This window comes from Pseudonocardia hierapolitana, from assembly GCF_007994075.1.
Classification (GTDB): Bacteria; Actinomycetota; Actinomycetes; order Mycobacteriales; family Pseudonocardiaceae; genus Pseudonocardia; species Pseudonocardia hierapolitana.
In genome coordinates this window covers 3,117,659-3,140,988 of sequence record NZ_VIWU01000001.1, presented here as the reverse complement: position 1 = coordinate 3,140,988, position 23,330 = coordinate 3,117,659, and the positions used below count along the sequence as shown (strand labels likewise).

The 23,330-nt window shown below is 73.5% G+C and carries 25 protein-coding genes; 17 read left to right on the top strand and 8 right to left on the bottom strand.

What is annotated here, in order from left to right:
- Window positions 1–86 precede the first annotated feature (86 nt).
- The gene (locus FHX44_RS15050; protein ID WP_147256374.1) at window positions 87–326 is read left to right on the top strand and encodes a hypothetical protein; all 240 of its coding nucleotides are present in this window, start codon (window positions 87–89) and stop codon (window positions 324–326) included.
- A gap of 9 nt (window positions 327–335) precedes the next feature.
- Window positions 336–1,598, top strand: a complete 1,263-nt coding sequence (locus FHX44_RS15045) for an MFS transporter (RefSeq protein ID WP_147256373.1) — start codon at window positions 336–338, stop codon at window positions 1,596–1,598.
- Here FHX44_RS15045 and FHX44_RS15040 read toward each other — a convergent pair.
- The gene (locus tag FHX44_RS15040; RefSeq protein ID WP_170308912.1) at window positions 1,552–2,565 is read right to left on the bottom strand and encodes an ABC transporter substrate-binding protein; all 1,014 of its coding nucleotides are present in this window, start codon (window positions 2,563–2,565) and stop codon (window positions 1,552–1,554) included. The two genes, FHX44_RS15045 and FHX44_RS15040, sit on opposite strands and share 47 nt — an antisense overlap.
- A 21-nt stretch (window positions 2,566–2,586) precedes the next feature.
- Window positions 2,587–3,540, bottom strand: a complete 954-nt coding sequence (locus FHX44_RS15035) for an N-acetylglucosamine kinase (protein WP_147256371.1) — start codon at window positions 3,538–3,540, stop codon at window positions 2,587–2,589.
- Window positions 3,541–3,643: 103 nt separating this feature from the next.
- Between FHX44_RS15035 and FHX44_RS15030 the strand changes: the two genes are divergently transcribed.
- The 7 genes from FHX44_RS15030 to FHX44_RS15000 are packed head-to-tail and all read left to right on the top strand — an operon-like array spanning window position 3,644 to window position 10,656.
- Window positions 3,644–4,621, top strand: a complete 978-nt coding sequence (locus FHX44_RS15030; protein WP_147256370.1) for a MurR/RpiR family transcriptional regulator — start codon at window positions 3,644–3,646, stop codon at window positions 4,619–4,621.
- Window positions 4,618–5,391: a sugar isomerase domain-containing protein gene (locus FHX44_RS15025; protein ID WP_147256369.1), complete on the top strand. Its 774-nt coding sequence runs from the start codon at window positions 4,618–4,620 to the stop codon at window positions 5,389–5,391. The genes FHX44_RS15030 and FHX44_RS15025 overlap by 4 nt, the downstream gene beginning before the upstream one ends.
- Before the next feature lie 54 nt (window positions 5,392–5,445).
- Window positions 5,446–6,867, top strand: a complete 1,422-nt coding sequence (ngcE, locus tag FHX44_RS15020) for an N-acetylglucosamine/diacetylchitobiose ABC transporter substrate-binding protein (RefSeq protein WP_147256368.1) — start codon at window positions 5,446–5,448, stop codon at window positions 6,865–6,867.
- A gap of 12 nt (window positions 6,868–6,879) precedes the next feature.
- Complete coding sequence (locus tag FHX44_RS15015; protein ID WP_147256367.1) at window positions 6,880–7,791, top strand: carbohydrate ABC transporter permease; 912 nt, start codon at window positions 6,880–6,882, stop codon at window positions 7,789–7,791.
- A gap of 10 nt (window positions 7,792–7,801) precedes the next feature.
- Window positions 7,802–8,704, top strand: coding sequence for a carbohydrate ABC transporter permease (locus tag FHX44_RS15010; RefSeq protein WP_147256366.1), 903 nt, complete (start codon window positions 7,802–7,804; stop codon window positions 8,702–8,704).
- A gap of 46 nt (window positions 8,705–8,750) precedes the next feature.
- Window positions 8,751–9,899: an alpha/beta hydrolase gene (locus tag FHX44_RS15005; RefSeq protein WP_147256365.1), complete on the top strand. Its 1,149-nt coding sequence runs from the start codon at window positions 8,751–8,753 to the stop codon at window positions 9,897–9,899.
- Window positions 9,900–9,918: 19 nt separating this feature from the next.
- Entirely contained in the window at window positions 9,919–10,656 is a 738-nt protein-coding gene (locus tag FHX44_RS15000; protein ID WP_246170388.1) for a maleylpyruvate isomerase family mycothiol-dependent enzyme, read from the top strand.
- Here FHX44_RS15000 and FHX44_RS14995 read toward each other — a convergent pair.
- On the bottom strand, window positions 10,653–11,102 hold the full coding sequence (locus FHX44_RS14995; RefSeq protein ID WP_147256364.1) for an MSMEG_6728 family protein: 450 nt from the start codon (window positions 11,100–11,102) through the stop codon (window positions 10,653–10,655). The genes FHX44_RS15000 and FHX44_RS14995 overlap by 4 nt on opposite strands.
- Window positions 11,103–11,202: 100 nt before the next feature.
- Here FHX44_RS14995 and FHX44_RS14990 point away from each other — a divergent pair, with 100 nt between their 5' ends.
- From FHX44_RS14990 to FHX44_RS14980, 3 genes are all read left to right on the top strand, one after another.
- Window positions 11,203–11,946: an MBL fold metallo-hydrolase gene (locus FHX44_RS14990; RefSeq protein ID WP_212612481.1), complete on the top strand. Its 744-nt coding sequence runs from the start codon at window positions 11,203–11,205 to the stop codon at window positions 11,944–11,946.
- A 16-nt stretch (window positions 11,947–11,962) separates the two neighbouring features.
- Window positions 11,963–12,484, top strand: a complete 522-nt coding sequence (locus tag FHX44_RS14985; protein WP_147256363.1) for a VOC family protein — start codon at window positions 11,963–11,965, stop codon at window positions 12,482–12,484.
- Between the two features lie 301 nt (window positions 12,485–12,785).
- Window positions 12,786–13,817, top strand: a complete 1,032-nt coding sequence (locus FHX44_RS14980) for an LCP family protein (RefSeq protein WP_246170387.1) — start codon at window positions 12,786–12,788, stop codon at window positions 13,815–13,817.
- A gap of 19 nt (window positions 13,818–13,836) precedes the next feature.
- Here the strand turns inward: FHX44_RS14980 and ku are convergent, their stop codons facing one another.
- Window positions 13,837–14,739, bottom strand: coding sequence for a non-homologous end joining protein Ku (gene ku, locus FHX44_RS14975; RefSeq protein WP_147256361.1), 903 nt, complete (start codon window positions 14,737–14,739; stop codon window positions 13,837–13,839).
- 236 nt (window positions 14,740–14,975) lie between these two features.
- On the opposite strand from ku, the gene ligD reads away from it, so the two are divergent.
- From ligD to FHX44_RS14960, 3 genes are all read left to right on the top strand, one after another.
- A complete protein-coding gene (gene ligD / locus FHX44_RS14970; RefSeq protein ID WP_147261188.1) occupies window positions 14,976–15,887 on the top strand; it encodes a non-homologous end-joining DNA ligase in 912 nt (303 codons plus the stop codon).
- Window positions 15,888–16,015: 128 nt separating this feature from the next.
- Window positions 16,016–16,603: a putative glycolipid-binding domain-containing protein gene (locus tag FHX44_RS14965; protein WP_147261187.1), complete on the top strand. Its 588-nt coding sequence runs from the start codon at window positions 16,016–16,018 to the stop codon at window positions 16,601–16,603.
- Window positions 16,604–16,667: 64 nt separating this feature from the next.
- Window positions 16,668–16,892: a hypothetical protein gene (locus FHX44_RS14960; protein WP_147256360.1), complete on the top strand. Its 225-nt coding sequence runs from the start codon at window positions 16,668–16,670 to the stop codon at window positions 16,890–16,892.
- A 49-nt stretch (window positions 16,893–16,941) separates the two neighbouring features.
- Here the strand turns inward: FHX44_RS14960 and FHX44_RS14955 are convergent, their stop codons facing one another.
- From FHX44_RS14955 to FHX44_RS14940, 4 genes are all read right to left on the bottom strand, one after another.
- Window positions 16,942–18,558, bottom strand: coding sequence for an ABC-F family ATP-binding cassette domain-containing protein (locus FHX44_RS14955; protein ID WP_147256359.1), 1,617 nt, complete (start codon window positions 18,556–18,558; stop codon window positions 16,942–16,944).
- 169 nt (window positions 18,559–18,727) lie between these two features.
- On the bottom strand, window positions 18,728–19,666 hold the full coding sequence (locus tag FHX44_RS14950) for a prephenate dehydrogenase (RefSeq protein ID WP_147256358.1): 939 nt from the start codon (window positions 19,664–19,666) through the stop codon (window positions 18,728–18,730).
- 26 nt (window positions 19,667–19,692) lie between these two features.
- Entirely contained in the window at window positions 19,693–21,021 is a 1,329-nt protein-coding gene (locus tag FHX44_RS14945) for an amidase (protein ID WP_147256357.1), read from the bottom strand.
- 11 nt (window positions 21,022–21,032) lie between these two features.
- Window positions 21,033–22,244, bottom strand: a complete 1,212-nt coding sequence (locus FHX44_RS14940; protein ID WP_147256356.1) for a M20 metallopeptidase family protein — start codon at window positions 22,242–22,244, stop codon at window positions 21,033–21,035.
- Window positions 22,245–22,336: 92 nt separating this feature from the next.
- Here FHX44_RS14940 and FHX44_RS14935 point away from each other — a divergent pair, with 92 nt between their 5' ends.
- A complete protein-coding gene (locus tag FHX44_RS14935; protein WP_147256355.1) occupies window positions 22,337–22,861 on the top strand; it encodes a tRNA adenosine deaminase-associated protein in 525 nt (174 codons plus the stop codon).
- Window positions 22,858–23,328, top strand: a complete 471-nt coding sequence (locus FHX44_RS14930; protein WP_246170386.1) for a nucleoside deaminase — start codon at window positions 22,858–22,860, stop codon at window positions 23,326–23,328. The genes FHX44_RS14935 and FHX44_RS14930 overlap by 4 nt, the downstream gene beginning before the upstream one ends.
- Window positions 23,329–23,330 lie beyond the last annotated feature (2 nt).

Genomic DNA, 23,330 nt, shown 5'->3' with positions numbered 1-23,330 from the left:
GGTGGCGAACTCGGTACTTCGGTCGGAGCGAGCCGACACCGCCGACCGATCCGCGCAGGTGGGGGCGCTACCTAGCGTTCCTGAGCATGCGCAGTGCCCTCCAGTTCGCCGGCGTCGTGCTCCTCGCCGTCGGTGTCAGCGGGACGGTCGACCGGCTGCTCGGGCACCAGCCGATCTTCGGCTTCCTCAACGTCGTCAACCGGTTGCTGATCCCCACGGTCGACGGGCTCCGCGGCTACGAGCTGTACGCGAACCTCTCGGTCGCCGTGGCCGGGATCGTCGCGGTCCTCGCCGCCTCCGGCAGCGCGCGCCGCCCGCCGACCTAGGGTGATCAGATGCGGAGGCTCTCGACCGATGTCCGGAGGGCCCTCCGCCTACCGCCCGCCGTTCGCCTGGTCCTCGCGTCGATGGTGCTGTTCAACATCGGCTTCTACCTGGTCGTGCCGTTCCTGGCGGTGCACCTCTCGGAGCAGCTGCACCTGGCGGCGTGGGCCGTCGGTCTGGTGCTGGGTGTGCGCACCTTCAGCCAGCAGGGCCTGTTCTTCGTCGGGGGGAGCATCGCCGACCGGTTCGGGGCGCGCCCGGTCGTGCTGGTCGGGGTGGCGCTGCGGGTGGTCGGGTTCGTCGTGCTCGGCTTCGCCGCGGAGCTGTGGTCGGTGCTCGTCGGCGCGGTGCTGGTCGGGGTGGCCGCGGCGCTGTTCGCGCCCGCCGTCGAGTCGCTGAACGCCGCGTACGGGCACCGGCTCGAGGCGGACGGCGTGCTGCGGCGCACCGAGCTCTTCGGGATCGAGCAGATGTGCAGCCGGCTGGGCTCGGTGGTCGGGCCGGCGCTCGGCGCCCTGCTGCTCACCGTTCCGTTCCGGTGGACGGCCGTGGCCGCCGCCTGCCTGTTCGCCGGTCTGTGGGTGGCGTTCGCGCGCCTGCTGCCCGCCAGCGCGGGCGTCACGGGCGGGGCGCCGACGTTGCGCGTCGTGTGGCGCACGGTGCTGGGCCACCGGGCGTTCATGGTCTTCGTCGTGCTGTGCGCCGTGCAGCTGCTCGCCTACAACCAGCTCTACCTCATGCTCCCCGAGCAGCTGGCGCGGTCGGTCGGCTCGCAGGCCGCGCTGGGCTGGTTCTTCGCCGGCGCAGCCGTGCTGGTGATCGCCGGTCAGGCGCCGATGGTGGGCCTGGCGCACCGCCTCGGGCACCGGCGCGCGATCGTCGCCGGGCTCGCGACGATCGCGTTGTCGTTCCTGGCGCCGCCGCTGCTGGCCGGGACGGCGGGGCTCGTGGTCTGGGTCGGCCTGGTGCACGCCGGGCAGATGCTGATGGTGCCCCCGATGCGGGACGTCATCGGAAGGCTCGCGAACGAGCGCCACCTCGGCGCGCACTTCGGGATGCTGAGCACCGTGGGAGGGCTCCTCACCCTGCTGGGCTCCTCCGGGGTGGGGTGGATCTACGACCAGGTCGACGCCGGACGGGTGTCCTCCGGCGTGCCGTGGTGGGCGCTGGCCGCGACGGTCGCCGTCGCGGCCACGCTCCTGTGGTTCTGCAGCGCCCGCGGACGACTCATCGCAGCGGGACCTGCCGGATCCGCTCCAGCAGCTCACCGATGACGAACGGGATCGTGAGCGAGTTCGGCATCGACACCGCGTCACTCGCCACCGGGTCCAGGCCGATCATCCGCCCGTCCCGGACCACCGGCAGCGCGGCGAACGTCGGCAGCGCGTCCAGGCGCGGCTTCGCCGCCTCGTGGTTGTCGACGACGAGCAGGTCGCCGTCCACCAACGCGGTGTTCTCCGGCGAGACGTCGACGTAGAAGGCGTCGCCGAACGCGTCCCGCACCCCGGCCACCGGCTGGAACCCCATCTCGGTGAGCAGCTGGCCGCGGCCGGAACCGGGGCTGAACACGCGCAGCACGCCGCCGTCGAGCACCCGGACGAGCGCCGCTGTGCGCTCTGCGAACCGCGGGTTCTCCGCTCGCGTGCGGGCGAAGAGCTCCTCGACCTCCCCGACCTCCGCGGCGGCCCGGCCGGGGAGCCCGACCGCCGCCCCGATCCGCGTGGTGACGTCCTTCCACGGCAGCGCCCAGTCGGTCTGCCCCGGCGCGTGCAGCACGGTGGGTGCGATCGCGCTGAGCCTGCGGTAGACGTCCTCCTCGATCGCGTTGTTCACCGCGACGATCAGGTCCGGGTCGGCCGCCGCGATCGGTTCGAGGTCGAAGTCGGTGGTGGCGTTCGCGAGGGGGACCGGCGCCGCGCCGCCGAGATGCGGCCGCGCCCACGTGCCGACGCCGTCGTCCACCGAGCCGTTCCACACGGGCACGAGCACCGGGACGACCCCCAGCGCCAGCAGCACGTCGGCGTCACCTAGCCCGACGACTGCCACCCGGCCGGGCGGCACCGCCACGGTGGTCGACCCGTATGCGTGGTCGAGGGTCACCGGGAGGGCGCCGGGTTCGGCGGAGGCCGTGGGGGCGTTCCCCGCCGTGTCGGGGGTGCTGCCGGCGCATCCGGCCGCGAGGCCGGTCAGCGTGACGAAACCCAACCGCAGCACCGTGCGGCGGCTCAGCTCCAGCTCCATCGACCCAGCCATCCTCTCGAGTTAAGGAAGGCTCACCATAGTCCGGTGCAGTCGGGCCGGGAGTCCTGACCGCACGGCCGCGAGCCACGCCGCCGCCTTTGCCGGGTCGCCCGCCATGCGCACACAGCCGGGCCAGCGCTCCGCAAGCGCGTCGCGGGTGCGGTCGGCGACCGGCGTGGGCCCGGCCACCACGCTGCCGGCGAGCACGATCGGCGTGCGTTCGGTGCTGGCCCGGACGGCAGCGACCGCCCCGACCAGCGCGTCCGCGGCACGCGCGACGATCCCGCCCGCCACGCCGTCCCCGGCGGCCGCGGCCGCGCTGACCAGGGGTGCGAGCCGGGCCAGCGCGATCGGCGGCTCGCCGTGCACGGCGGCCACGACCCGCTCTGCACCCTCGCGGCCGGCGCCCGTGGCCAGCGGGGCGCCCAGCAGCGCGGCGGTCACGGCCGTCAGGAGCGTGGTCGGGGCACCCCGGCCGTCCAGCGCGGCGAGCGCGGCCCGGACGGCCTCCCGGCCCAGCCACAGGCCCGAGCCGTCGTCGCCGAGGAGCCAGCCGTTCCCGTCGGCCACCGCGGCCTCGCACCGGCCCACGATCCGGACGGCGGTGGCTCCGGTGCCCGAGACCAGGACCGTGCCGTCCGGCTCCGCGGTGCCCGCCGCGAACGCGGTGACGACGTCGCCCACCGCGTGGGCCGGGCAGGCCAGGCCGGCCGCGCGCGCGAGGTCCGCCACCGCGATCCGGCCGCTCGTCCCCGCCCCGGCGAGCCCGAGGACCAACCCGCGGACGTCGCTCGCCGGGAGCCCGTCGAGCGCGGCGCGCAGCGTGCCGGCGAGGGCGTCGAAGGCGCGCTCGGGCACGTGCGAGACGGGGTTGGCGCCGAGCCCGACGGCCGTCCCGCGCAGGGCCCCGGACGCATCGAGCACGGCGGCGCGTGAGCGCGTGCCGCCCGCATCCATGCCGACGTACAGCGCCATGCCGTTACTCCCTCGTTACGGAAACGTCTTACCGAAGTCTTGACAGTTCACCCGGCGTGGTGGAAATTTTCACCCACTCCGCCCGGGCTTGAAAGGTTTGCCGATGGCAGTGACAGCCGGATCCGAGCCGCCCGTCGAGGCGGGAACGGGTCAGCTGCTCTCCCATCTCCGCAGCGTGCTGCCCGGCCTCGCCGGGGCGCTGCGGCAGGTGGGCACCGTGATCCTCGAGGACCCGGCATGGGCGTCCCGAGCCACGATCGTCGAGCTCGGCGAGCGCAGCGGCACCTCACCGGCCACCGTCACCCGGTTCTGCCGCAGCCTCGGCCTCGCCGGCTACACGGAGCTGCGCGTCGGCATCGCCACCGACATCGGCCGCGCCGACCAGGCCGGCTGGGAGGTCGGCATCGGCGCCGACGTGCTCCCCACCGACCCGCTCGACCGCGTGCTGCGCACCCTGCTCGCCGTCGACCTGCAGGCGATGCACGAGACCGCCACCGGTCTCGACCTGCGCACCGTCGAGACCGTGATCGAGGCGCTCGTCGCCGCCCGCCGCGTCGACATGTACGGCGTGGGCGGCAGCGCCGCAGTGCTCGAGGACATGCAGATGCGGATGCACCGCATCGGCCTCGCCTCGTGGACGTGGTCGGACGTGCACAACGGCCTCATGAGCGCGGCACTGCTGCGCCCCGGCGACGTGGCGATCGCGCTCTCCCACAGCGGCCGCTCCGCCGAGACCGTCGACATGCTCACGCAGGCACGCGCCAGCGGCGCGGCCACCGTGGCGATCACGAACTTCTCGACATCGCCGATCGCCGACGTCGCCGAGCACCTGCTGTGCACATCGGTGCGCGAGACCTCCTACCGCTCGGGGGAGATGTCGGCACGGCACTCCCAGTTCCTCGTGCTCGACCTGCTCTACCTCGGCGTCGCCCAGCGCACCCACGAGCGCGCGACGGAGACCTGGACGCGCGCGGCCGACGCCGTCGCGCCGCACCGCACGCCGTACGAGTCGCGGGCCCGCCGCGGCGCCGCCGTGAACAACGACGAGGCGGCAGACGCCTCGCGCGGAGGAGCCCGATGAGCATCGACCACAGCGCGCTGGAGACGGTATCCGCCGCGGGTTTCGCCGCGGCCGCCGAGGAGGCGGTGCGGCGGGTGGCTCGGGAACAGTCGGCCGGCGTCGCGGCCGCGGCCGACCTGGTGGACGAAGGCCTGCGCGCCGGCGGGATCGTGCAGGCGTTCGGCACCGGACACTCGCAGGCCCTCGCCATGGAGCTCAGCGGGCGGGCGGGCGGCCTCGTGCCGACCAACATGATCGCGCTGCGCGACCTGGTGTTGCTCGGCGGTGAGCCGCCGGAGCTGCTGTTCACCGAGTACCTCGAGCGCGACCCCGCGGTCGGCCGCAGGCTCTACGACCTCGCCGGGGTGGCGCCCTCTGACGTGTTCGTGATGGCGTCGAACTCCGGCGGCAACGGCTCGGTGGTCGAGCTCGCGCACGCCGTGAAGGAGCACGGCCACCCGCTGATCGTCATCACGTCCATGGCGCACACGGGCCGGGTGACCTCGCGTCACCCGTCGGGGAAGCGCCTCTTCGAGCTCGCCGACGTCGTGCTCGACAACGGGGCGCCCTACGGCGACGCCGTGCTCGCAACCGGCGGCGTCACGGTCTGCGCGGTCTCGTCCATCACGGCGGCGCTGCTCGCGCAGATGATCGTCGCCGAGGTCGTGCGCACGATGCTCGCCGCGGGCGAGACCCCGCCCGTCTACCTGTCGTCCAACGTGCCCGAGGGCGACGCCCACAACACCGCGCTCGAAGCGCGGTACGCGGGGCGCATCCGCCGCCCCGCCTGACGAAGTCCGGCCGCCGCGGCCGTCGCAGCAGGAGATCTCGATGAGGAGGCAGTCATGAACAGGCCCCGTCCCGGACTCGACCGCAGGCAGTTCCTGAGGCACGCCGCCGTCGGGCTGTTCGCCGTGTCGAGCGCAGGCGTGCTGTCGGCGTGCGCCACGAGCGGCGGCGGCCCCACCACGGCGGCGCAGGGTGACGTGAGCGCGCAGAACCCGCTCGGCGTTGCGGCCGACGCCGGCCTCGACGTCGTGATCTTCAAGGGTGGTTACGGCGACGAGTACGCGCTGTTCCACGAGGAGCTCTACAAGAAGGCGTACCCGCAGGCGCAGGTCGAGCACACCGCCACGACGCAGATCGCGCAGGAGATGCAGCCGCGCTTCGTCGCGGGCAACCCGCCGGACGTGCTGGACAACTCGGGTGCGCAGAAGATCGACTACGCGACGCTCGCGGCCGAGGGGCAGTGCGCCGACCTCGCTCCGCTGCTCGACGCCCCCACGCTGGACGACCCGAACGTCAAGATCCGCGACATCCTGCTGCCCGGCGTGCTCGAGCAGGGCACCTACGACGGCAAGTTCCTCATGCTGAACTACGTCTACGCCGCGTTCCCGATGTGGTACTCGAAGCCGCTGTTCGAGCAGCACGGCTGGCAACCGCCCACCACGCTCGACGAGATGATGGCGCTCTGCGAGCAGATCAAGACGGCTGGCATCTCGCCATGGGCCTACGGGGGCACGAACGCCGCCGACTACGTGTTCGACCTCTCGCTCGGCATGGCGGTGAAGCAGGGCGGGCCGGAGGTCGCCAAGAAGATCGACAACCTCGAGCCGGGGGCGTGGCAGCAGGACGTCGTCGTCGCCGGGGTGCAGGCGATCGAGGAGATGGTCCGCAAGGGCTACTTCATGCCCGGCTCGGAGGGCCTCAAGCACACCGAGGCGCAGACCGCGTGGGTGCAGGGCAAGGCGGCGTTCTACGTCTCCGGCTCCTGGCTGGAGAACGAGATGAAGGGGATCGCGCCGCCGGACTTCACGATGACGGCCGCCCCGGTGCCCGCGCTGGACAGCGGCTCGGCCCTGCCGGCAACGGCACTGCGCACCCAGCCGACCGAGGCGTTCATCGTGCCCGCGCGCGCGAAGAACGTGAACGGCGGCCTGGAGTACCTGCGGCTCATGATGTCCAAGGAGGGCGCGTCGAAGTTCGCCGAGCTCACGGCGTCGGTGCCCAGCGTGAAGGGGGCCGACGCCGGTGCCGCCGCCACGCCCGCTCTCCAGTCGGTGACGGCGGCGCTGGACGCCGCCGGCAGCGACGTCTTCTCCTGGCAGATCAACACCTGGTACGTGAACTTCTGGAAGTCGGTGCTGCAGCAGCAACTCGGCAACCTGCTCGCCGGCCGGATCGACGCGAACACGTTCATCTCCACCGTGCAGTCGGAGTCCGACAAGCTCGCCGCCGACCAGAATGTGCCCAAGTTCAAGCGCTGAGGGGCCGTTTCCATGCGCTACGGAAAGTACCGGTTCGTCGCGAGCTTCCTCGCGATCCCGTTGCTGCTCTACATCGTCTTCGTGGTGTCGCCGTACCTTCAGGCGATCTACATCTCGATGACCGACTGGCGGGGCTTCTCGCCGAACCGGAACTTCATCGGGTTGGCGAACTACGCGGAACTGCTCGGCGACGGGCGGTTCTGGCGGGCGATGTGGCACAACGCGCTGCTGCTGATCGTCGTTCCGGTCGTGACGCTCGGGATCGCGCTGTTCCTCGCCACCATGACCACGGTGGCGGGGCGGCGCGGCTCCGTCGGGCACGGCGGCGTGCGCGGCTCCCGCTTCTACCAGGTCGTGTTCGTCTTCCCGCACGTCGTTCCGCTGGTGATCGCGGGTGTGCTGTTCGGGTTCTTCTACAACCCGGAGGCAGGGCTGCTGAACGGCCTGCTGCGGCTGGTCGGGTTCGACTGGCTCACCCGCGCGTGGCTGGGGGACACGACCTTCGCGCTGCCCGCGGTGATGGCCGTGCTGATCTGGAGCTTCGTCGGCTTCTTCTACATCGTGCTCAGCGCGGCCATGAAGTCGCTGCCCACGGACGTGTTCGAGGCTGCCGTGCTCGACGGCGCGGGCGGGTTCAGGACGTTCGTGAGCATCACGATCCCGATGCTCACCGACAGTCTCAAGACCTCGTACATCTACCTCGGGATCCTGATGCTCGACTGCTTCGCGCTGCTGCAGGTGATGCTGCCCGACGGCGGCCCGGACGGGTCGACCGAGGTCGTGGCGCAGTACCTGTACCGCGCGGCGTTCACCGAAGGCCGGTTCGGCTACGCGTCGGCCATCGGGGTGGCGCTCTGCCTGGTGACGTTGGTGCTGGCGATCGTGGTCCTGCGCATGGGCCGCCGCGAGCGGGTCGAGTTCTGAGGAGAGTCGGATGTCGATCGACACGCGCACCCCGGTCTCCGTGCCGCCGCGCTCGCCCGCCCGGCGGGCGCAGGACGGGGGGTCGGCGGGCGAGCGCGGCCTGAACGCCGTATCGCACGGGCTGCTCGTCGTATGGGTGCTGCTGGGCGTGGTGCCCCTGCTGTGGGCCGTGCTCACCAGCTTCAAGTCCGACCGCGAGATCTTCACGAGCCCGTGGAGCCCGCCCACGGAGTGGCACTTCGAGAACTTCGTGCGGGCCTGGACCACGGCGAACATCGGCCGGTACTTCATCAACAGCGCGATCGTCGTCTGCGCGGCGGTGGTGCTGGTGATGCTGCTCGGCGCGATGGTCGCCTACGTGCTCGCCCGGTACGAGTTCCCGGGCCGCAACGCGATCTACTACACCTTCGTGGCCGGGATGACGTTCCCGATCTTCCTGGCGCTCGTGCCGCTGTTCTTCGTGGTGCAGAACCTCGGCATGCTCGGCACCTACCACGGGCTGATCCTCGTCTACACGGCGTACGCGCTCCCGTTCACCGTCTTCTTCCTCACGAGCTTCTTCCGGACGCTGCCGGGCGCGCTCGTCGAGGCGGCGATGCTCGACGGCTGCTCGCACTCGGGTGCGTTCTTCCGGATCATGCTGCCGCTGGCGAGGCCGGGGATGATCAGCGTCGGCATCCTCAACTTCCTGGGTTTGTGGAACCAGTTCCTGCTGCCGCTGGTGCTCATGCCCGACCAGGAGCGGTACGTGCTCTCCCAGGGGCTCGCGGTGCTGGCGGCCAACCAGGGCTACCGCTCCGACTGGAGCGCGCTCTTCGCCGGTCTGGTGATCGCCCTGCTGCCGGTGCTCGCGGTGTACATCGCGTTCCAGCGGCGGATCCAGGACGGGCTGGCGGTGGGCGCACTCAAGTGAGCGCGCTCGCCGGGACGATCTGCTCGTCGCGGCGTACCGTGCGGATGTGATCGGCGAGAAGGTGCGCGTGCAGGCGCTGCGGTGGGTGTTCCGCGTCCTGTTCGGGCTGCCCAGACCGGTCAAGCGCCTGCTCGCCGGCCGTCCGATCCGGGTGGACGAGCAGGAGCTCGACCTCGACCTCCAGCTCCTCGGCCGGGTGGACCGGTTGCTGTCCAGCAGCGACGGCGGCACGGTCGACCGGGCCACCCTCGCCGAGCAGCGTCGCCAGGCCGACCTCGCCGCCGACCTCGTGGCGGACGCCCTCCTCGCGCACATCGAGACGCGCGACCTGCAGGTGCCCGGTGAGGCCGGACCGCTGCCCGCCCGGCTGTACGTCCCGCCCGCCGTGCCCGAGACCCGGTCGCTGATCGTCTACTTCCACGGCGGCGGTTTCGTGATGGGCAGCGTCGCGTCCACCGACCCGCTCTGCCGGCTGCTCGCCGCCCAGTCGGGAGTGCGCGTGCTCTCGGTGGAGTACCGGCTGGCGCCGGAGCACCCGTACCCGGCGGCGCTGGAGGACGCCCTCGCGGCGTTCCGGGCGGTCCGGGCCGACGCGGCCGCGTTCGGCGTCCAACCGGACCTGATCGCGGTCGGCGGCGACAGCGCCGGTGGCAACCTCGCGCTCGTCGTCGCCCACCAGCAGGCCGTTCTCGGCGGGCCCGTGCCGGCGTTCGTCCTCGCGCTGTACCCCGTCACGGACGCCGAGTGCGACGGAGGATCGCGGGAGCTGTTCGGCACGGGGTTCGGGCTCACCGCCGATCTCCTGCGCGACCTCGAGCGCATGTACCTGCCCGACGGCGTGCCGACCGACGACACACGCGGCGCGATCCTGCGTGCGCACGACCTGTCCGGCATGCCGCCGGTGTACCTCGCGACCGCAGGATTCGACCCGTTGCGCGACGAGGGCGAGCAGCTCGCCGCCCGGTTGCGCGAGGCAGGGGTGCCGGTGGTCGCCCGCCGCTTCCCCGGCCTCGTACACGGCTACGCCAGCTTCACCGCGCTGAGCGCCGCCGCACGCGACGCCACGCTCGACGCCGCCAGCGCCCTGCGCGCAGGGCTCGGCCTGGTGGCGGGTCGCCGTCCGGCCCCGGGACGGCGCCTGCGCATCCCCGAGCTGCGCCGGGCCGCCCGCCCTGATCCGCTCGCCGGGGGCTGACCGCGCCTACGATCCGTACGTGGATCGCCGTGACACCGCAGTGACCCTGCCCTGGATGGGAGCGGGCACCGAGCTCCTCACCCGGGCGGTCGGCGCCCTTCCCGACGACGCGCTGCGCGCGCCGAGCGCCCTGCCCGGCTGGAACCGCGCGCACGTCGTCGCGCACGTCGCCCGCAACGCCGAGGCGCTCACCCGCCTGGCCACCTGGGCGCGCACCGGGATCGAGACGCCGATGTACCCGTCGCGGGAGGCCAGGGCCGCGGAGATCGAGTCGTCGTCGCAGGCGCCGGTCGACGTCCTGCGCGCGGAGCTCGTCAGCACCGCCGCCGACCTCGACGCCGCTCTCGCCGCCCTCGACGAGACGACATGGCGGTCGGAGGTCCGCACCGCGCAGGGCAGGCCGATCCCGGCCGCCGAGATCCCGTGGATGCGGGTGCGCGAGGTGTGGCTGCACGCGGTGGACCTCGACGCAGGGGTCTCCGTCGCGGAGATCGCCCCCGACGTCGTGGACACCCTGCTCGACGACTCCACCGGCACGCTGTCGGCCGCCGAGGGCTGTCCGTCCGCGGTGCTGGCCCCCACCGACCGGGAACGGACCTGGACGCTCGGGCCCGCCTCGGACGAGCCGCTGCGGGTGCGCGGCGACGCGGCCCAGGTGCTCGGCTGGTTGGTGGGCCGCACCGGCGCCGACGCCCTCGAGGCCGTAGGGGCCGACGGCGCTCCCACCGCCGTCCCGGCTCCACCCCGCTGGCTCTAGACCGGCCAGAAGTAGTCCTCCCCGGGATCCGCGTCCGGGAACAGCGGCCCGTAGAACTCCGGGGCCTTGCGCACCAGCGCGGAGCGGTGGCTGCGGTGCACCCGCTCGTCGCCGAGCCAGGCCGGCAGCTCGCACCGCCGCGCGAGCTCGGCCTGGGTCCGGGGACCCGGACGGCCCGCGGACGCGAGGTCGGTGGCGATCGTCGCGGCGCAGGTGTCGGGACGGCCGCGGCGGGCCCACTCCGCGCAGACGGCGAGGCCGTACGCGGCGACCCCGTCCGGGTGGCCCTCCCACATGCGCACGGCCGGGTGGTGCTTCCAGCCGTACGTCGTCCACGTCAGCGCGCGCAACACCTGCAGCGCCTCCACGCGCTGCTTGCCGAGCCTTCGGTCGTCCAGCACGGCGGCGCTGGCGGCGAAGTCGGGGTAGGGGAGGAAGGTCTGCACGGCTACGCGCCCGTGCAGAGGCGGGCGAAGCGGTCGATCATGCGACCGGACTACCCGCGGGGTGATGCGCGCACCCGACCCGAGTGGCACAGTGCCGGAAGTGGAGATCACGTTCGTCGGCAGCGGGGACGCGTTCGGCAGCGGTGGCCGCTTCCAGACGTGCATCCGGGTGCGGGCGGACGGGGCCACCGCGCTCGTCGACTGCGGTGCCACGAGCCTCACGGCGATGCGCGCCCAGGGCATCGACCCGGGCGAGGTCGGGGCCGTCGTCATCACCCACCTGCACGGTGACCACTTCGGCGGGCTGCCGTTCCTCGTCCTCGACGGCCAGTTCACCCGGCGCACTGCGCCGCTCACCGTGTTCGGGCCGGTGAGCACGCGCGACCGGCTGCACACCGCGATGGAGACGCTCTACCCCGGCTCCACCGGGGTGAAGCGGCGGTTCGAGGTGGAGGTGGTGGAGCTCGACGGTGCCGGGGGCAGCCTCCGGCACGGGCCGTTCTCCGTGCGCGGCTGGGAGGTCGACCACGCGAGCGGCGCGCCTGCGCTCGCGGTGCGCGTCGACGCGGGCGGGCACGGCTTCGGCTACTCCGGTGACACCGCGTGGACCCCGGCGCTGGTCCCGGCGGCCGACGGGGCGGAGGTCTTCGCCTGCGAGGCCTACACCTGGGATCGGCAGGTGCGCTACCACCTCGACTACCGGACGTTGCGCGAGCATGCTGGCGAGCTGGCGGCGGGCCGGCTGGTGTTGACGCACATGGGGCCCGAGATGCTGGCCCGGTCGGGAGAGGCCGAGCACGCCGCAGCCGTCGACGGGCTCGTGCTGCGCGCCGGGACGTCGTGAACGAAGGGATGATCCGATGCCACAGCCGCAAGGAGCCGAGCTCGAGGCGATCCGCGCCCGACGGGCGGAGCTGAAGGAGCGCTACCTCGTCGACATCGCCAAGCGCCCCGCATCCACCGTGCAGGGGGTGCACCACCTCGCGCTGATCTGCCGGGACGTCGAGGAGACGATCCGGTTCTACCAGGAGCTGCTCGGGTTCCCGCTCGTCGAGCTCGTGGAGAACCGCGACTACGCCGGGTCCAGCCACTTCTTCTTCGACATCGGGAACAACAACCTCCTGGGCTTCTTCGACTTCCCCGGCCACGACCACCCGGACTTCTCCGAGACGATCGGCGCCGTTCAGCACCTGGCGCTCTCCACCTCGCCGGAGGAGTTCGCGGCCGCGAAGGAACGCCTGGACGCCGCGGGCGTCTCCTACCTCGGACCGGACCGGGGCGTGGAGAACAGCCTCTACTTCCGCGACCCCAACGGCGTCGGGCTCGAGTTCTACTGCGAGAAGCTCGGCTTCTTCGAGGGGGAGCCGCTGCTCTCTTCCTGACGGCCGCCCGGCGCGCCGGTGGAACCTGACCGCCCGCCCGTGCGTCCCTCTTCATGCACGACCTGTACACCGATCGCGACGGGTGGGGAGCATGGACGACTTCCGTGGCAGAGGTGGGCCGCCCCCGGGGCGGCCACCAGTGCCGGGACGCCGCGGCGGAGCCCCCCAATGGGGCCAGCCGCAACGGGGGCAGCCGCAACGGCCGCACCCGGGGCGGGCCTATCCGCCTCCGCCCCCACCGCCCGGGCAGGGAGCGGGGTACCCGCCGCCGCCTCCTGCACCCCCGCGCAGGCCGCGTCCGTTGCAGCGCACCGCGTTGCTCCCGGCCCAGCGTCGCAAGGGTCCGCAGGGGGCCACCGGCGCCCCGCCGCGGCGCCCGCCGCGGCCACGTCCCGTCCGGGGCAGGCCGCGCTGGGGGCGCAGGCTGGGCATCGCGCTGCTCGCCCTGCTGGTCGCGGCGGCCGGGTTCGCCGTGTACGTGGACGGCACGCTCGCCCGGGTGCCCGCGCTGCCGTCGAACAGCGAGGCGTCGTCGGAAGGCACCAACTGGCTGATCGTCGGCTCCGACAGCCGGGCGAACCTCACGGCCGAGCAGCGCAAGGAGTACGCCACGGGCGACCCGGAGTCGGAGCTCACCGACACGATCATGCTTCTGCACACCGGCAGCGGGCCCACCACCCTGGTCAGCATCCCGCGTGACTCCATCGTCGACATCCCCGGCAAGGGCCGCCACAAGATCAATTCAGCATACGCTCGCGGTGGCGGCGCCGAAGGCGGGGGGCCCGAGCTGCTCGTCCGCACCGTCGAGAACGCCACCGGCCTGCGCATCGACCACTACGTCGAGATCGGCTTCCTCGGCATCGTGTCCGTGGTCGACGCGGTCGGCGGTGTCGAGATGTGCGTCCCCGAGGCGATCAAGGACCCGAAGGCCGCGCTGGACATCGAGGCCGGCTGCCAGACGCTCGACGAGGCCACCGCGCTCGGCTACGTGCGCACGCGCGCCACCGCGTCGTCCGACTTCGGGCGGGTGGAGCGCCAGCGCGCCTTCATCTCCGCGTTGCTGGACAAGGCCACGAGCCCGGGCACCCTGTTCAACCCGTTCCGCATCGTCCCGCTGGCCACCGGGCTGTCCGGCTCGATCGCGGTGGACGGCGGCACGCACGTCTGGCACCTGGCCCAGCTCGGCTTGGCGATGCGCGGTCTCTCGGACGGCGTCTCGACCACGGTCCCGGTCCGCGACGGCGCGGTGAACTGGGACCGCACGAGAGCGAAGGCCCTGTTCGACGCGTTGGCGGCCGACGAGAGGCCCCCCGAGAACGCACTGGGCCCCTGACCCTCGGAATCGGGAGCGCTCAGGCGGGCTTGCGCCGCTTGCGCGGGGCCTCGTCCTCGTCCTTCTTCCGCGACGACGACTTGCGCGGGGCCGGCTTCTTCTCCTCGGGTTCCGCTGGTGTCTCGGCGGGCTTCCCCGTCGCGGCGCGCGCGGCCTCCACGCTCGCCTGCAGCGCGCTGAGCAGGTCGGTCATGCTGTCCGGGCCCTCGTCGCGCTTCTCGGCGGCCGGGGCGGGCCGGGTGTCGCCGGTGGTGCGCTTGCGCTCGATCAGCTCGACGACCGCGTCGCGGTACTCGTCGTGGAACTGCGTGGGGTCGAAGTCGGCGCCCAGGCTCTCCACGAGCGAGGCGGCCATCGTCAGCTCCTGGGGCCGCAGCTCGACCTCGGCGTCGAGGATGTCGAACTCGGGCTCGCGCACCTCGTCGGGCCACAGCATCGTCTGCAGCACGATCGCCTTGTCGCGCACGCGCAGCAGCGCGATGCTCTCGCGTTGCCGCAGCGCGACCTTGACGACCGCCATCCGGTCGGTCTGCACCAGCGCCTCGCGCAGCAGCGCGTACGGCTTGGCCGCCTTGGCGTCCGGTTCGAGGTAGTAGCTCTTGTCGAACAGCAGCGGGTCGATCTGGTCGGCCGGGACGAACTCGACGACGTCGATCTCGTGCCCGGACTTCGTGGGCAGGGAGTCGAGGTCCTCCTCGTCGAGGGTGATCAGCTCGCCGTCCTCGGTCTCGTAGCCCTTCACGATGTCGGCGTACTCCACCTCCTCGCCGTCGATCGAGCAGGTGCGCTTGTACTTGATCCGTCCACCGTCGGCCGCGTGCACCTGGTGGAACCTGATGTCGTGGTTGGACGTGGCCGAGTACGCCTTCACCGGCACGCTGACCAGTCCGAACGACACCGCGCCGCTCCACATCGCGCGCATGCGAGCCCCCGTTTCCTCCGCGTTCCGCGAGTCGTTTCGCGAGTTAGTGTCCCGGAGCGGAGGTCCGGTGCATGAATCGGCGGATCCAGGTTTCCGCTGGGTGCGCCGGCGGGGCGGCCTCGTACCGGGTGTACTCGGCCGGTTCGCCGGTGCGGCCAGCGGAAAGCTGGGCCGTCGAGTTATGTGGTGGACCTCCGCTCCGGGACACTAGGTGTCAGCATGGCGGCGTGCAGCCCATGCTCGCCACCCCCGGAGCCCTTCCGAGCGGCCCGGAGTGGCTGTTCGAGGTGAAGTGGGACGGCATGCGGCTGCTCGCCGACGTCGCCGACGGCCGGGTCAGGCTCTCCAGCCGCAGCGAGCGCGACGTGACCGCCAACTTCCCCGAGCTCGCGGCCCTCACCGGCCTCGCACCCGACGTGCTCCTCGACGGCGAGGTTGTGTTGCTGGAGAACGGTGCGCCCAGCTTCGCGGCGCTGACCGAGCGGATGCACGGCCCGGTCGCGCCGAGGATCGCGCAGGCGAGGCCCGTCACGTTCATGGTGTTCGACGTGCTCCGGCTCTACGGCGTGCCGCTGCTGGAACGCCCGTTCGCAGAGCGTCGCGGCACCCTGGAACGGCTGGACCTCGCGTCGGTCCCGGTGCTCTCGCTCTCCCCGATCTACACCGACGGCGCGGCGTTGCTGGACGCCACGCGGGAGCGGGGGATGGAGGGCGTCGTCGCCAAGCGGCGCGACGGCGTGTACCGGCCCGGCCGCCGCAGCCCCAGCTGGACGAAGGTCACCCACCGGCACTCGCAGGCCTGCGTGGTGGGCGGGTGGCGACCGGAGCGCAGCGGATCGAACCGGATCGGCGCACTGCTGCTCGGCGTGCCGGACGGCGGCGTGCTGCGGTACGTGGGCCGCGTGGGTTCGGGGCTGGCGGGTGAGCGCGTGCAGCGGCTCCTTCGGGAGCGGCTGATCCAGGTGGAGGGCCCGCCGTTCGCCGGGCCGCTGCCGCGTGCGGAGGTCGCGGGCGCGCGGTGGTGCGACCCGCACATGGTCGTCGAGGTGAGCCACAGCGGCCGGACCGAGGCCGGGCGCCTGTGGCACCCGGTGTTCCGCGGTGTGCGTGACGACCTGGATCCCGCGCATGTGGAGTTCGAGGCCTGAACGGCCGACAATGGCCTTCCACCCACCTCGGGTCACCCCGCGCGACGAGGAGGCCACGTGCTGCGAGCAGGCATGCCACAAGGTCACGCAGGACGTCCGGCTCGACTACGGTTGTTCCGGTGACGACGATGCTGACGTGGCAGGCCGAGGACGGCCACGGCCTCGAGGGCGTGCGGATGATTCCCGGTCACGGGGGGTTCCGGGCCCTCGGGCGCATGGTGCGCGTCGAGCCGGTCGGCGGCTTCACCGCCTCCTACCGGCTGGTGGTCGGCGAGGACGGCAGGCTGTCCCGGCTCTCGGTCACCAGTGCCACCGCCGAGCGGGAGCGGCATCTCACGATCAACCGCACCGACGACGGCGTCTGGCTGCTCGACACGGGCAGCGGCACCGGCGCCGTCCGCGACGACTGCGCCGGTGCGGTCGATGTCGACCTGGCCTTCAGCCCGATGTTCAACACCATCCCGATCCGCAGGCTCGGTCTGCACCGGCAGTCGGGCGAGCACACCCTGCCGATGGTGTTCGTGGCGCTGCCCGAACTCGAGGTCCGGGTCGCCGAGCAGACCTACCGCACGGTGTCGGAGCTGGACGAGAGCACCGGCCACGCGGAGATCGGGTTCCGGTGGGGCGACTTCACCGCCGACCTCGTGGTCGACGGTGAGGGCGTCGTGACGACCTACCCGGGCCTCGCGCGCCGGCTGGAGCCCGCCACCAGCTGATCTGTCCGGTCGGTGTCCTGTCGATGGCCTCGACCCCCGTTGATCGTCGACGAGAATGATCGGCATGAGCAAGGTGTTCCTGGCCGCGGTGGCCGCCGTTCCGCTCGGTCTGCTGCTCGCCGCGGGGCCGGCCTCCGCGGCGCAGCCCGCCGTACCGGCCATGTATGTGGACGGGTACAAGACGAAGCAGGACTGCCAGAAGGCCCGCGAATGGCACCTCTCGCAAGGCCGCCATCCCGGCCCCTGCGTGAAGGAGTCGTGGTACGGCAGCTGGGGTTTCTCGTACTGAGCCCGCTCGGTCGATCCAGCCGACGACGGCGGCCTCGCGGCGGGGAGCACTAGAGAGCCAGCCTCGGCCAGCTCGCGGTGTCCCGCAGCAGCTGCCGGTCGTGCGTGGCGATCACCAGGGCTGCGGGCGAGCCGCCCAACTCCTCGGTCAGCTCGTCGACCAGCGTGATCGACAGGTGGTTCGTCGGCTCGTCCAGCAGTACCACGTGCGGCCTGGCGGCCAGCAGCACGGCCAGGTCGAGGCGGCGCTGCTGGCCCACCGACAGCTCGCTCACCGGCCGCCGGGCGTCCCGGGACGTGAGGAGCCCGAGCGCGCCGAGCGGCACCACATCGCTCTCGGCGAGCCGGCCCGCGCTGACGAGCCGGCCGATGGCCGCGTCGTACACGTCGAGCGCACGTCGCCGCGACGGCGGTGGTGACTCCTGGGCGAGCAGCCCGATCCGGGCCGTCCGCGACCGGTGCACCCGCCCGGTGCTCGGTTCCAGCCGGCCGGCGAGCACGGCGAGGAGGCTCGACTTCCCCGAGCCGTTCGGCCCGGTGACGACGAGCCGGTCTCCCGAGCTCAGCGCGAGCGACTGCGGACGGTCCATCCGCCCGTGGACGGTCACGTCCGTGGCGTCCAGCAGCGTGGCGCCCGGCAGCGCAGGCAGCGGCGGCGGGGTGAACCGCATCGGTGGCTCGGGCGCCGTGACGGCGTGCGCCTCGAGGTCCGCCCGTCGCCGGTGCACCGCGCGGACCAGCGCCGGAGCCCGGGTCGCCCGGGTGTGCTTCCCGGTGCCCTTGTCCGGGCGCCAGCTCGTGGACAGCCGGTTCTGCGCCGCCGACAGGTCGTCGGAGAGCCGCTGCCGCTCGCGCTGCTGCTCCCGGTGCTCGGCCGCCCAGCGCTCGCGCTCCGCGCGGTGCCCTTCCCGGTAGCCGGCATAGCCGCCTGCGTAGGTGCGCGGCCTGCCGTCGCTCGTCGGGTCCAGGTCGAGCACCTCGGTCACGACGTCGGCGAGCAACGCGCGATCGTGGCTGACCAGCACCACGCCGCCGGGGTGCTCGCGCAGGCGCGCCGTCAGGTGGTCGAGGCCACCGGCGTCGAGGTGGTTGGTCGGCTCGTCGAGCAGCAGCAGGTCGTGGCGAGCGCCCAGCAGGCAGGCCAGCCGGATGCGGTAGCGCTGGCCCACCGAGAGGGTGTCGAGCGGCCGCGCGCGGTCGTCGACCGCGCCGAGGGCGGCGAGCGAGAGGTCGACGCGGCGGTCGGCGTCCCATGCGTCCACGGCCTCGGCGGCCGCGAGCGCATCGGCATAGGCCCGCTCAGCGCCCGGGCGTTCCTCGGCGAGGTCGGCGACCGCGGCGTCGAACCGCCGCAGCACGGCCCGGACGCCGGCGAGCTCGACGTCGATGAGATCGCCGACGCTGCGTTGGGGCGGGACGGGGATCTCCTGGTCGGCGACGCCGACCGTGCCGGTCCGGCGCACCGATCCGGCGTCGGGGGTGAGGGCGCCGGCGAGCACCTGCAGCAGGGTGGTCTTGCCGCGGCCGTTCTCGCCGACGACGCCGAGGCGGTCGCCTGCCGAGACGACGAGGTCGACGCCGGTCAGGACCGGGCGTCCGCCGCGCGCGACGTGGAGGTCCGACGCCGTGAGATGGGCACGGGTCGATCGTTCGATGACGGTGTGCACTGCTTCCTCCGGGACCGGACCCCGCGCCGCGCAGGCGCCATCACCGGCTGAGGCCGGGAGGGTCCGGGAGAAGTGAGATGGACGTCGGGCAGGCCGACGTCTCAGAGGAAGTACAGGTGCACGAGCCCGAGGCTACCAAGATCTGGGCGCCGGGTCTTCGTGATTCCGATCAGGCCCAGCCCACGACGGCGTCGCCGCGGCGGCCGATCTCCCGCAGCTCGGCGGGCGCGGTGCCCCGCCGCACCCGCACCGGCTGCGGGTCCCGGGCCGCGGCCCAGCGCAGGCGTCCCGCGTACCCGGCGCGGACGGTCGCCGCCAGCCCACCGGTCGAGGCGAGCGCACCACGCATCGCGCCGAGCCGGCCCAGCGCGTCGTCCACCGCGGCGAGCAGCGCGTCCCGGTTGCCCTCGCACATCGCGAGCACGAGCTCGGGCCGCGTGCCGGCCACCCGCGTTCCGTCGGCGAACGAGGATGCGGCCAGCGCGAGGGGCAGGTCGTCGTCGCCCGCGGCGCCCACGGCCGCGAGCACCGCGGCGAGCAGGTGCGGCAGGTGCGAGACCCGGGCGACCGCGAGGTCGTGCTCGTCGGACGCGGCAGGCACCACCCGCGACCCGCAGGCCCAGGCGAGTTCCGCGACGTCGGCCCACACGTCGAGGTCGATGCCGTCATCGGCGGCCACAACCCACGCCGCGTCGGCGAACAGCTCGCCGTTCCCCGCGCCCCAGCCCGACTCGGCGGTGCCGGCCATCGGGTGCCCGCCCACGAAACGGGCGCGCGGGGCGAGCCGGGCCACGGCGTCGGCGACGGCGACCTTGACGCTCACCGCGTCGGTGAGCCGGCACGCCGGCGCCACCGCGGCCACCCGGCGCAGCACGCCGTCCAGCGCGGGCAGCGGGACGGCCAGCACCACGAGCGCGTCCGCCTCGGCGGCCCGGTGCAGCGCGGCGTCGGTGTCGGTGTCGACGTCGAACCCCACGGCGCGGGCCTCGGCAGCGGTCTCCTCGGACGCGCTGGTGCCCCACACCGCCCGCCCGGCCTTGTCCGCGGCCCGCATCAGCGACCCGCCGATCAACCCGGCGCCGATCACGCACACCGCCCGCTCCGTCACGCCGCGGAACGGTACGCGGCCCGCCGTCAGTCCCGGGCGAGCGCCCCCGCCACCCGCAGGACCCCACGCTCCTCCAGCCGCACCCCGACGACCTGGACGCCCGCAGGCAGGCCGCCGTCGGCCACCTCGCCGGGCACGGAGGCCGCTGGCCAGCCGGTGAGGTTGAACGGCAGGGTGAGCGCGAGCAGCTGGGGGCGCACCGCCACGGCTGCGCCGTCGACGGTCACCTCCTCCGCCCCGATCGGCGTGGCGCGCAGCCGGGTGGTGGGCAGCAGCAGGACGTCGAGGTGGGCGACGGCCGCGCGCATTGCCGCCTTGAGGCGCCTGCGCGCGCGCACGGCGTCGACGTAGGCCCGCGCCGGCTGGTCGGCGAACGGGAGCAGCCGCTCGCGCGTGATCGGCTGGTAGTCCTGCGGCCGGTCGGCGAGCCACTGCGCGTGCGTGGCGTAAGCCTCGGCGCCGACGATCATCGGGTACGTGGCGGCGAGCTCCTCGATCATCGGGGTGCTCACCTCGTGCAGCTGCGCCCCGCGGGCCTGCAGCCGGGCGGCCGCCGCCTCGACGGCCTTGGCGAGTGCCGGGTCGAGCGGGCGCCAGTACTCGTCGGTGAGCAGACCGACACGCACACCGCCCACGCCGGGGGACTGGATGCCACCGCCGGTGCCGTCCGGCCTGCTCAGCACGTCCCATGCGACGGACGCCGCGTGCACGTCGGGGGCGATCACGCCGATGTGGTCGAGGGTCTCCGACAGCGGGAAGGACCCGTCCGTCGGGAGCGCACCGAACGCAGGCTTCAGCCCGACCACACCGCAGAGCGCGGCCGGGGTGCGCACGCTCGCGCCGGTGTCGGTGCCGAGGGCGAGCGGCAGGTGCCCCGCACCGACTGCGGCTGCGGAACCCGACGACGAGCCTCCGGTGATGCGCGACGGATCGTGCGGGTTGCGGGCGGGCCCGGTGGCGGCGACGTCGCCGGTGGGGCCGTAGGCGAACTCGTGGGTGTGCAGCTTCGCGACGACCACGGCGCCCGCCTCCCGCAGCCGGGCGACCACCGGCGCGTCCGCCGTGGCGGGCGGGGCGTCGGCGAGGACGTTCGAGCCGGCGCGGGTCGGGAGGCCGGCCACGTCGATCAGGTCCTTCACCCCGACGGCGACGCCGTGCAGCGGCCCGCGCCACTCCCCGCGGGCGAGCTCGGCGTCCCGCTCGGCGGCCGCGGCGAGCGCGCGTTCGGGGTCGAGGGCGATGACGGAGTTCAGCGTGTCGGCGGCGAGCCGGTCCAGGACGTCCCGGACGTGCTCGGTGGCGGACAGCTCGCGGGAGCGCAGGGCCATGCCGAGGTCGCGGAGATCAGGCAGCACGCCCGCCATCCTTACAGCCCGGCCAGGGCGAGTCCCGCGTAGACGGCCACGCCCGCGGCCATCGCCTCCTCGTCGAAGACGACGCGGTTGGAGTGGTTGGGCGGCGCGATGGCGGGGTCGACGCCGGGCGGGCAGCCGCCGAGGAACGCGAGGGCGCCGGGCACCTCGGCCAGCACGTAGGAGAAGTCCTCGGCGCCCATGATCGGCGCCGGCATCATCGCCACGTTGTGGAGCCCGAGCACGGCGCCGGCGAGACCGGTGACGTGGTCCGTTGCGCCGGAGTCGTTGACCGTGACCGGGTAGCCCGGCTCGATCTCCACCTCGGCCGTGCACCCGTGAGCCATCGCGGTGTGCCGGCAGACCCGCCGGATCTCCTCGTACATCGTGGCGCGGGCGGTCTCGGACAGGCTGCGCAGCGTGCCCTCGAGGTAGGCGGTCTCCGGGATGACGTTGGTGGTGGTGCCGGCGACGATGTGCGCGATCGTGAGCACGACGGGCTGGTGGGTGTCGATGCGCCGGGTCACGGCCGTCTGCAGCGCTCCGACCATCGCGGCGGCCGCGGGCACCGGATCGAGCGCGTCGTGCGGCGCGGAGGCGTGCCCGCCGCGGCCGTTGACGGTGACCCGGATCGTGTCGGCCGCGGCCATCAGCGGCCCGGGGCGGGCGTGCACCTCGCCGGACGGCAGCGTCGCGGAGATGTGCAGCGCGAACGCGGCGTCCGGCCGGCCGAAGGGCCCGGTGCGGTCGAGCAAGCCCTCCTCGATCATGTACCGCGCGCCGTGGAAGCCCTCTTCGCCGGGCTGGAACATGAACACGACGCGCCCGGCGAGCTCGTCGCGGCGCTCGGCGAGCACGTGGGCGGCCGACGCGAGCATCGCCACGTGGGTGTCGTGCCCGCAGGCGTGCATCGTGCCGTCCACCTCGGAGGCGAACGGGAGTCCCGTGTCCTCCGGCATGGGCAGTGCGTCCATGTCGCCGCGCAGCAGGATCGTGGGCCCTGGCCGGTGGCCCTCGAGCACGGCGACCACCGAGCTGACCGACCGCCCGAGGTGCACCTGCACGGGCAGGTCGGCGAGCGCGGCGACCACGGCGTCCCGGGTGCGCGGCAGGTCGAGCCCGAGCTCGGGATGGCGGTGCAGCGCGCGCCGCAACGTCACGGTGCGTGGTTGGACGCTGCGGGCGTGGGCATGCAGTCCGTCGATCGGGGCACCCGGTAGCGACATGTGCACGATCCTGGCATCTCCGGAAGGTGACGCGAGGGCCAACTTCCGGTTGTGGTTTGGAGCACAGTCACCAGGAGGCTTACGGTAGAGGCATGGCAGTGCAGAGCGTCCAGCGTCCCGCGGACGTGCGCGAACAGGCCTTGCCCGGATACGCCGTGGCGGCGATCCGGGAGGACGGCTTGTGGCGTTGCCTGCGTCTGGCCCCCGATGCGCTGGTCGACCTCGACACCGCGATCACCGAGCTGCGCTCCCTGCGCTCCACGGGCGCGGTGCTCGGCCTGCTCGACGTCGACGACGAGTTCTTCGTGCTGCTGCGGCCCACCCCGGGTGGGGTCGCGCTGATGGTGTCCGACGCGGTCGCGGCCCTGGACTACGACGTGGCCGCCGACGTGCTCGACCTGCTCCGCGTGGAGCTGCCCTCCGAGGAGGACGCGCTCGACGCGCCGCCGTGGCCGGAGGGCGACCTCGGGATCCTCGCCGATCTCGGCCTGCCCGCCGACGAGCTGGAAGTGCTCGCGGCCGAGGTGGAGCTCTACCCCGACGAGCAGCTGGCCGCGATCGGCCGCCGCTGCGGGTTCGCCGACGCGCTCGCCGAGGTGGTCAGCGACCCGCGGTGACGCTTCTCCCGCTCGCCTCGGACGAGGCGCTCGTCCGGCGTGCGCTCGAGGTGGCCGCGGCCGCACCCGCCACCGGCGACGTCCCGATCGGGGCGGTCGTCGTCGACGCCGCCGGCCGCGAGCTGGCCGCCGCCTGCAACGCGCGCGAGGCCCTCGGCGACCCCACGGCGCACGCCGAGCTGCTCGCCCTCCGCGAGGCCGCGCGCGTCGCGGGCGAGTGGCGGCTGGAGGGCTGCACGGTCGCCGTCACGATCGAGCCCTGCACGATGTGCGCGGGCGCGCTCGGGCTGGCCCGGGTGCGGCGGGTCGTCTTCGGCGCGTGGGAACCGAAGACGGGTGCCGCGGGCTCGCTCTGGGACGTGCTGCGGGACCGGCGGCTCAACCACCGTCCCGAGGTGGTGGGCGGTGTGCTGGAGGCGGACTGCGCCGCGCTGCTGGAGGCGTTCTTCGCCTCTCACCGCGGCTAGGG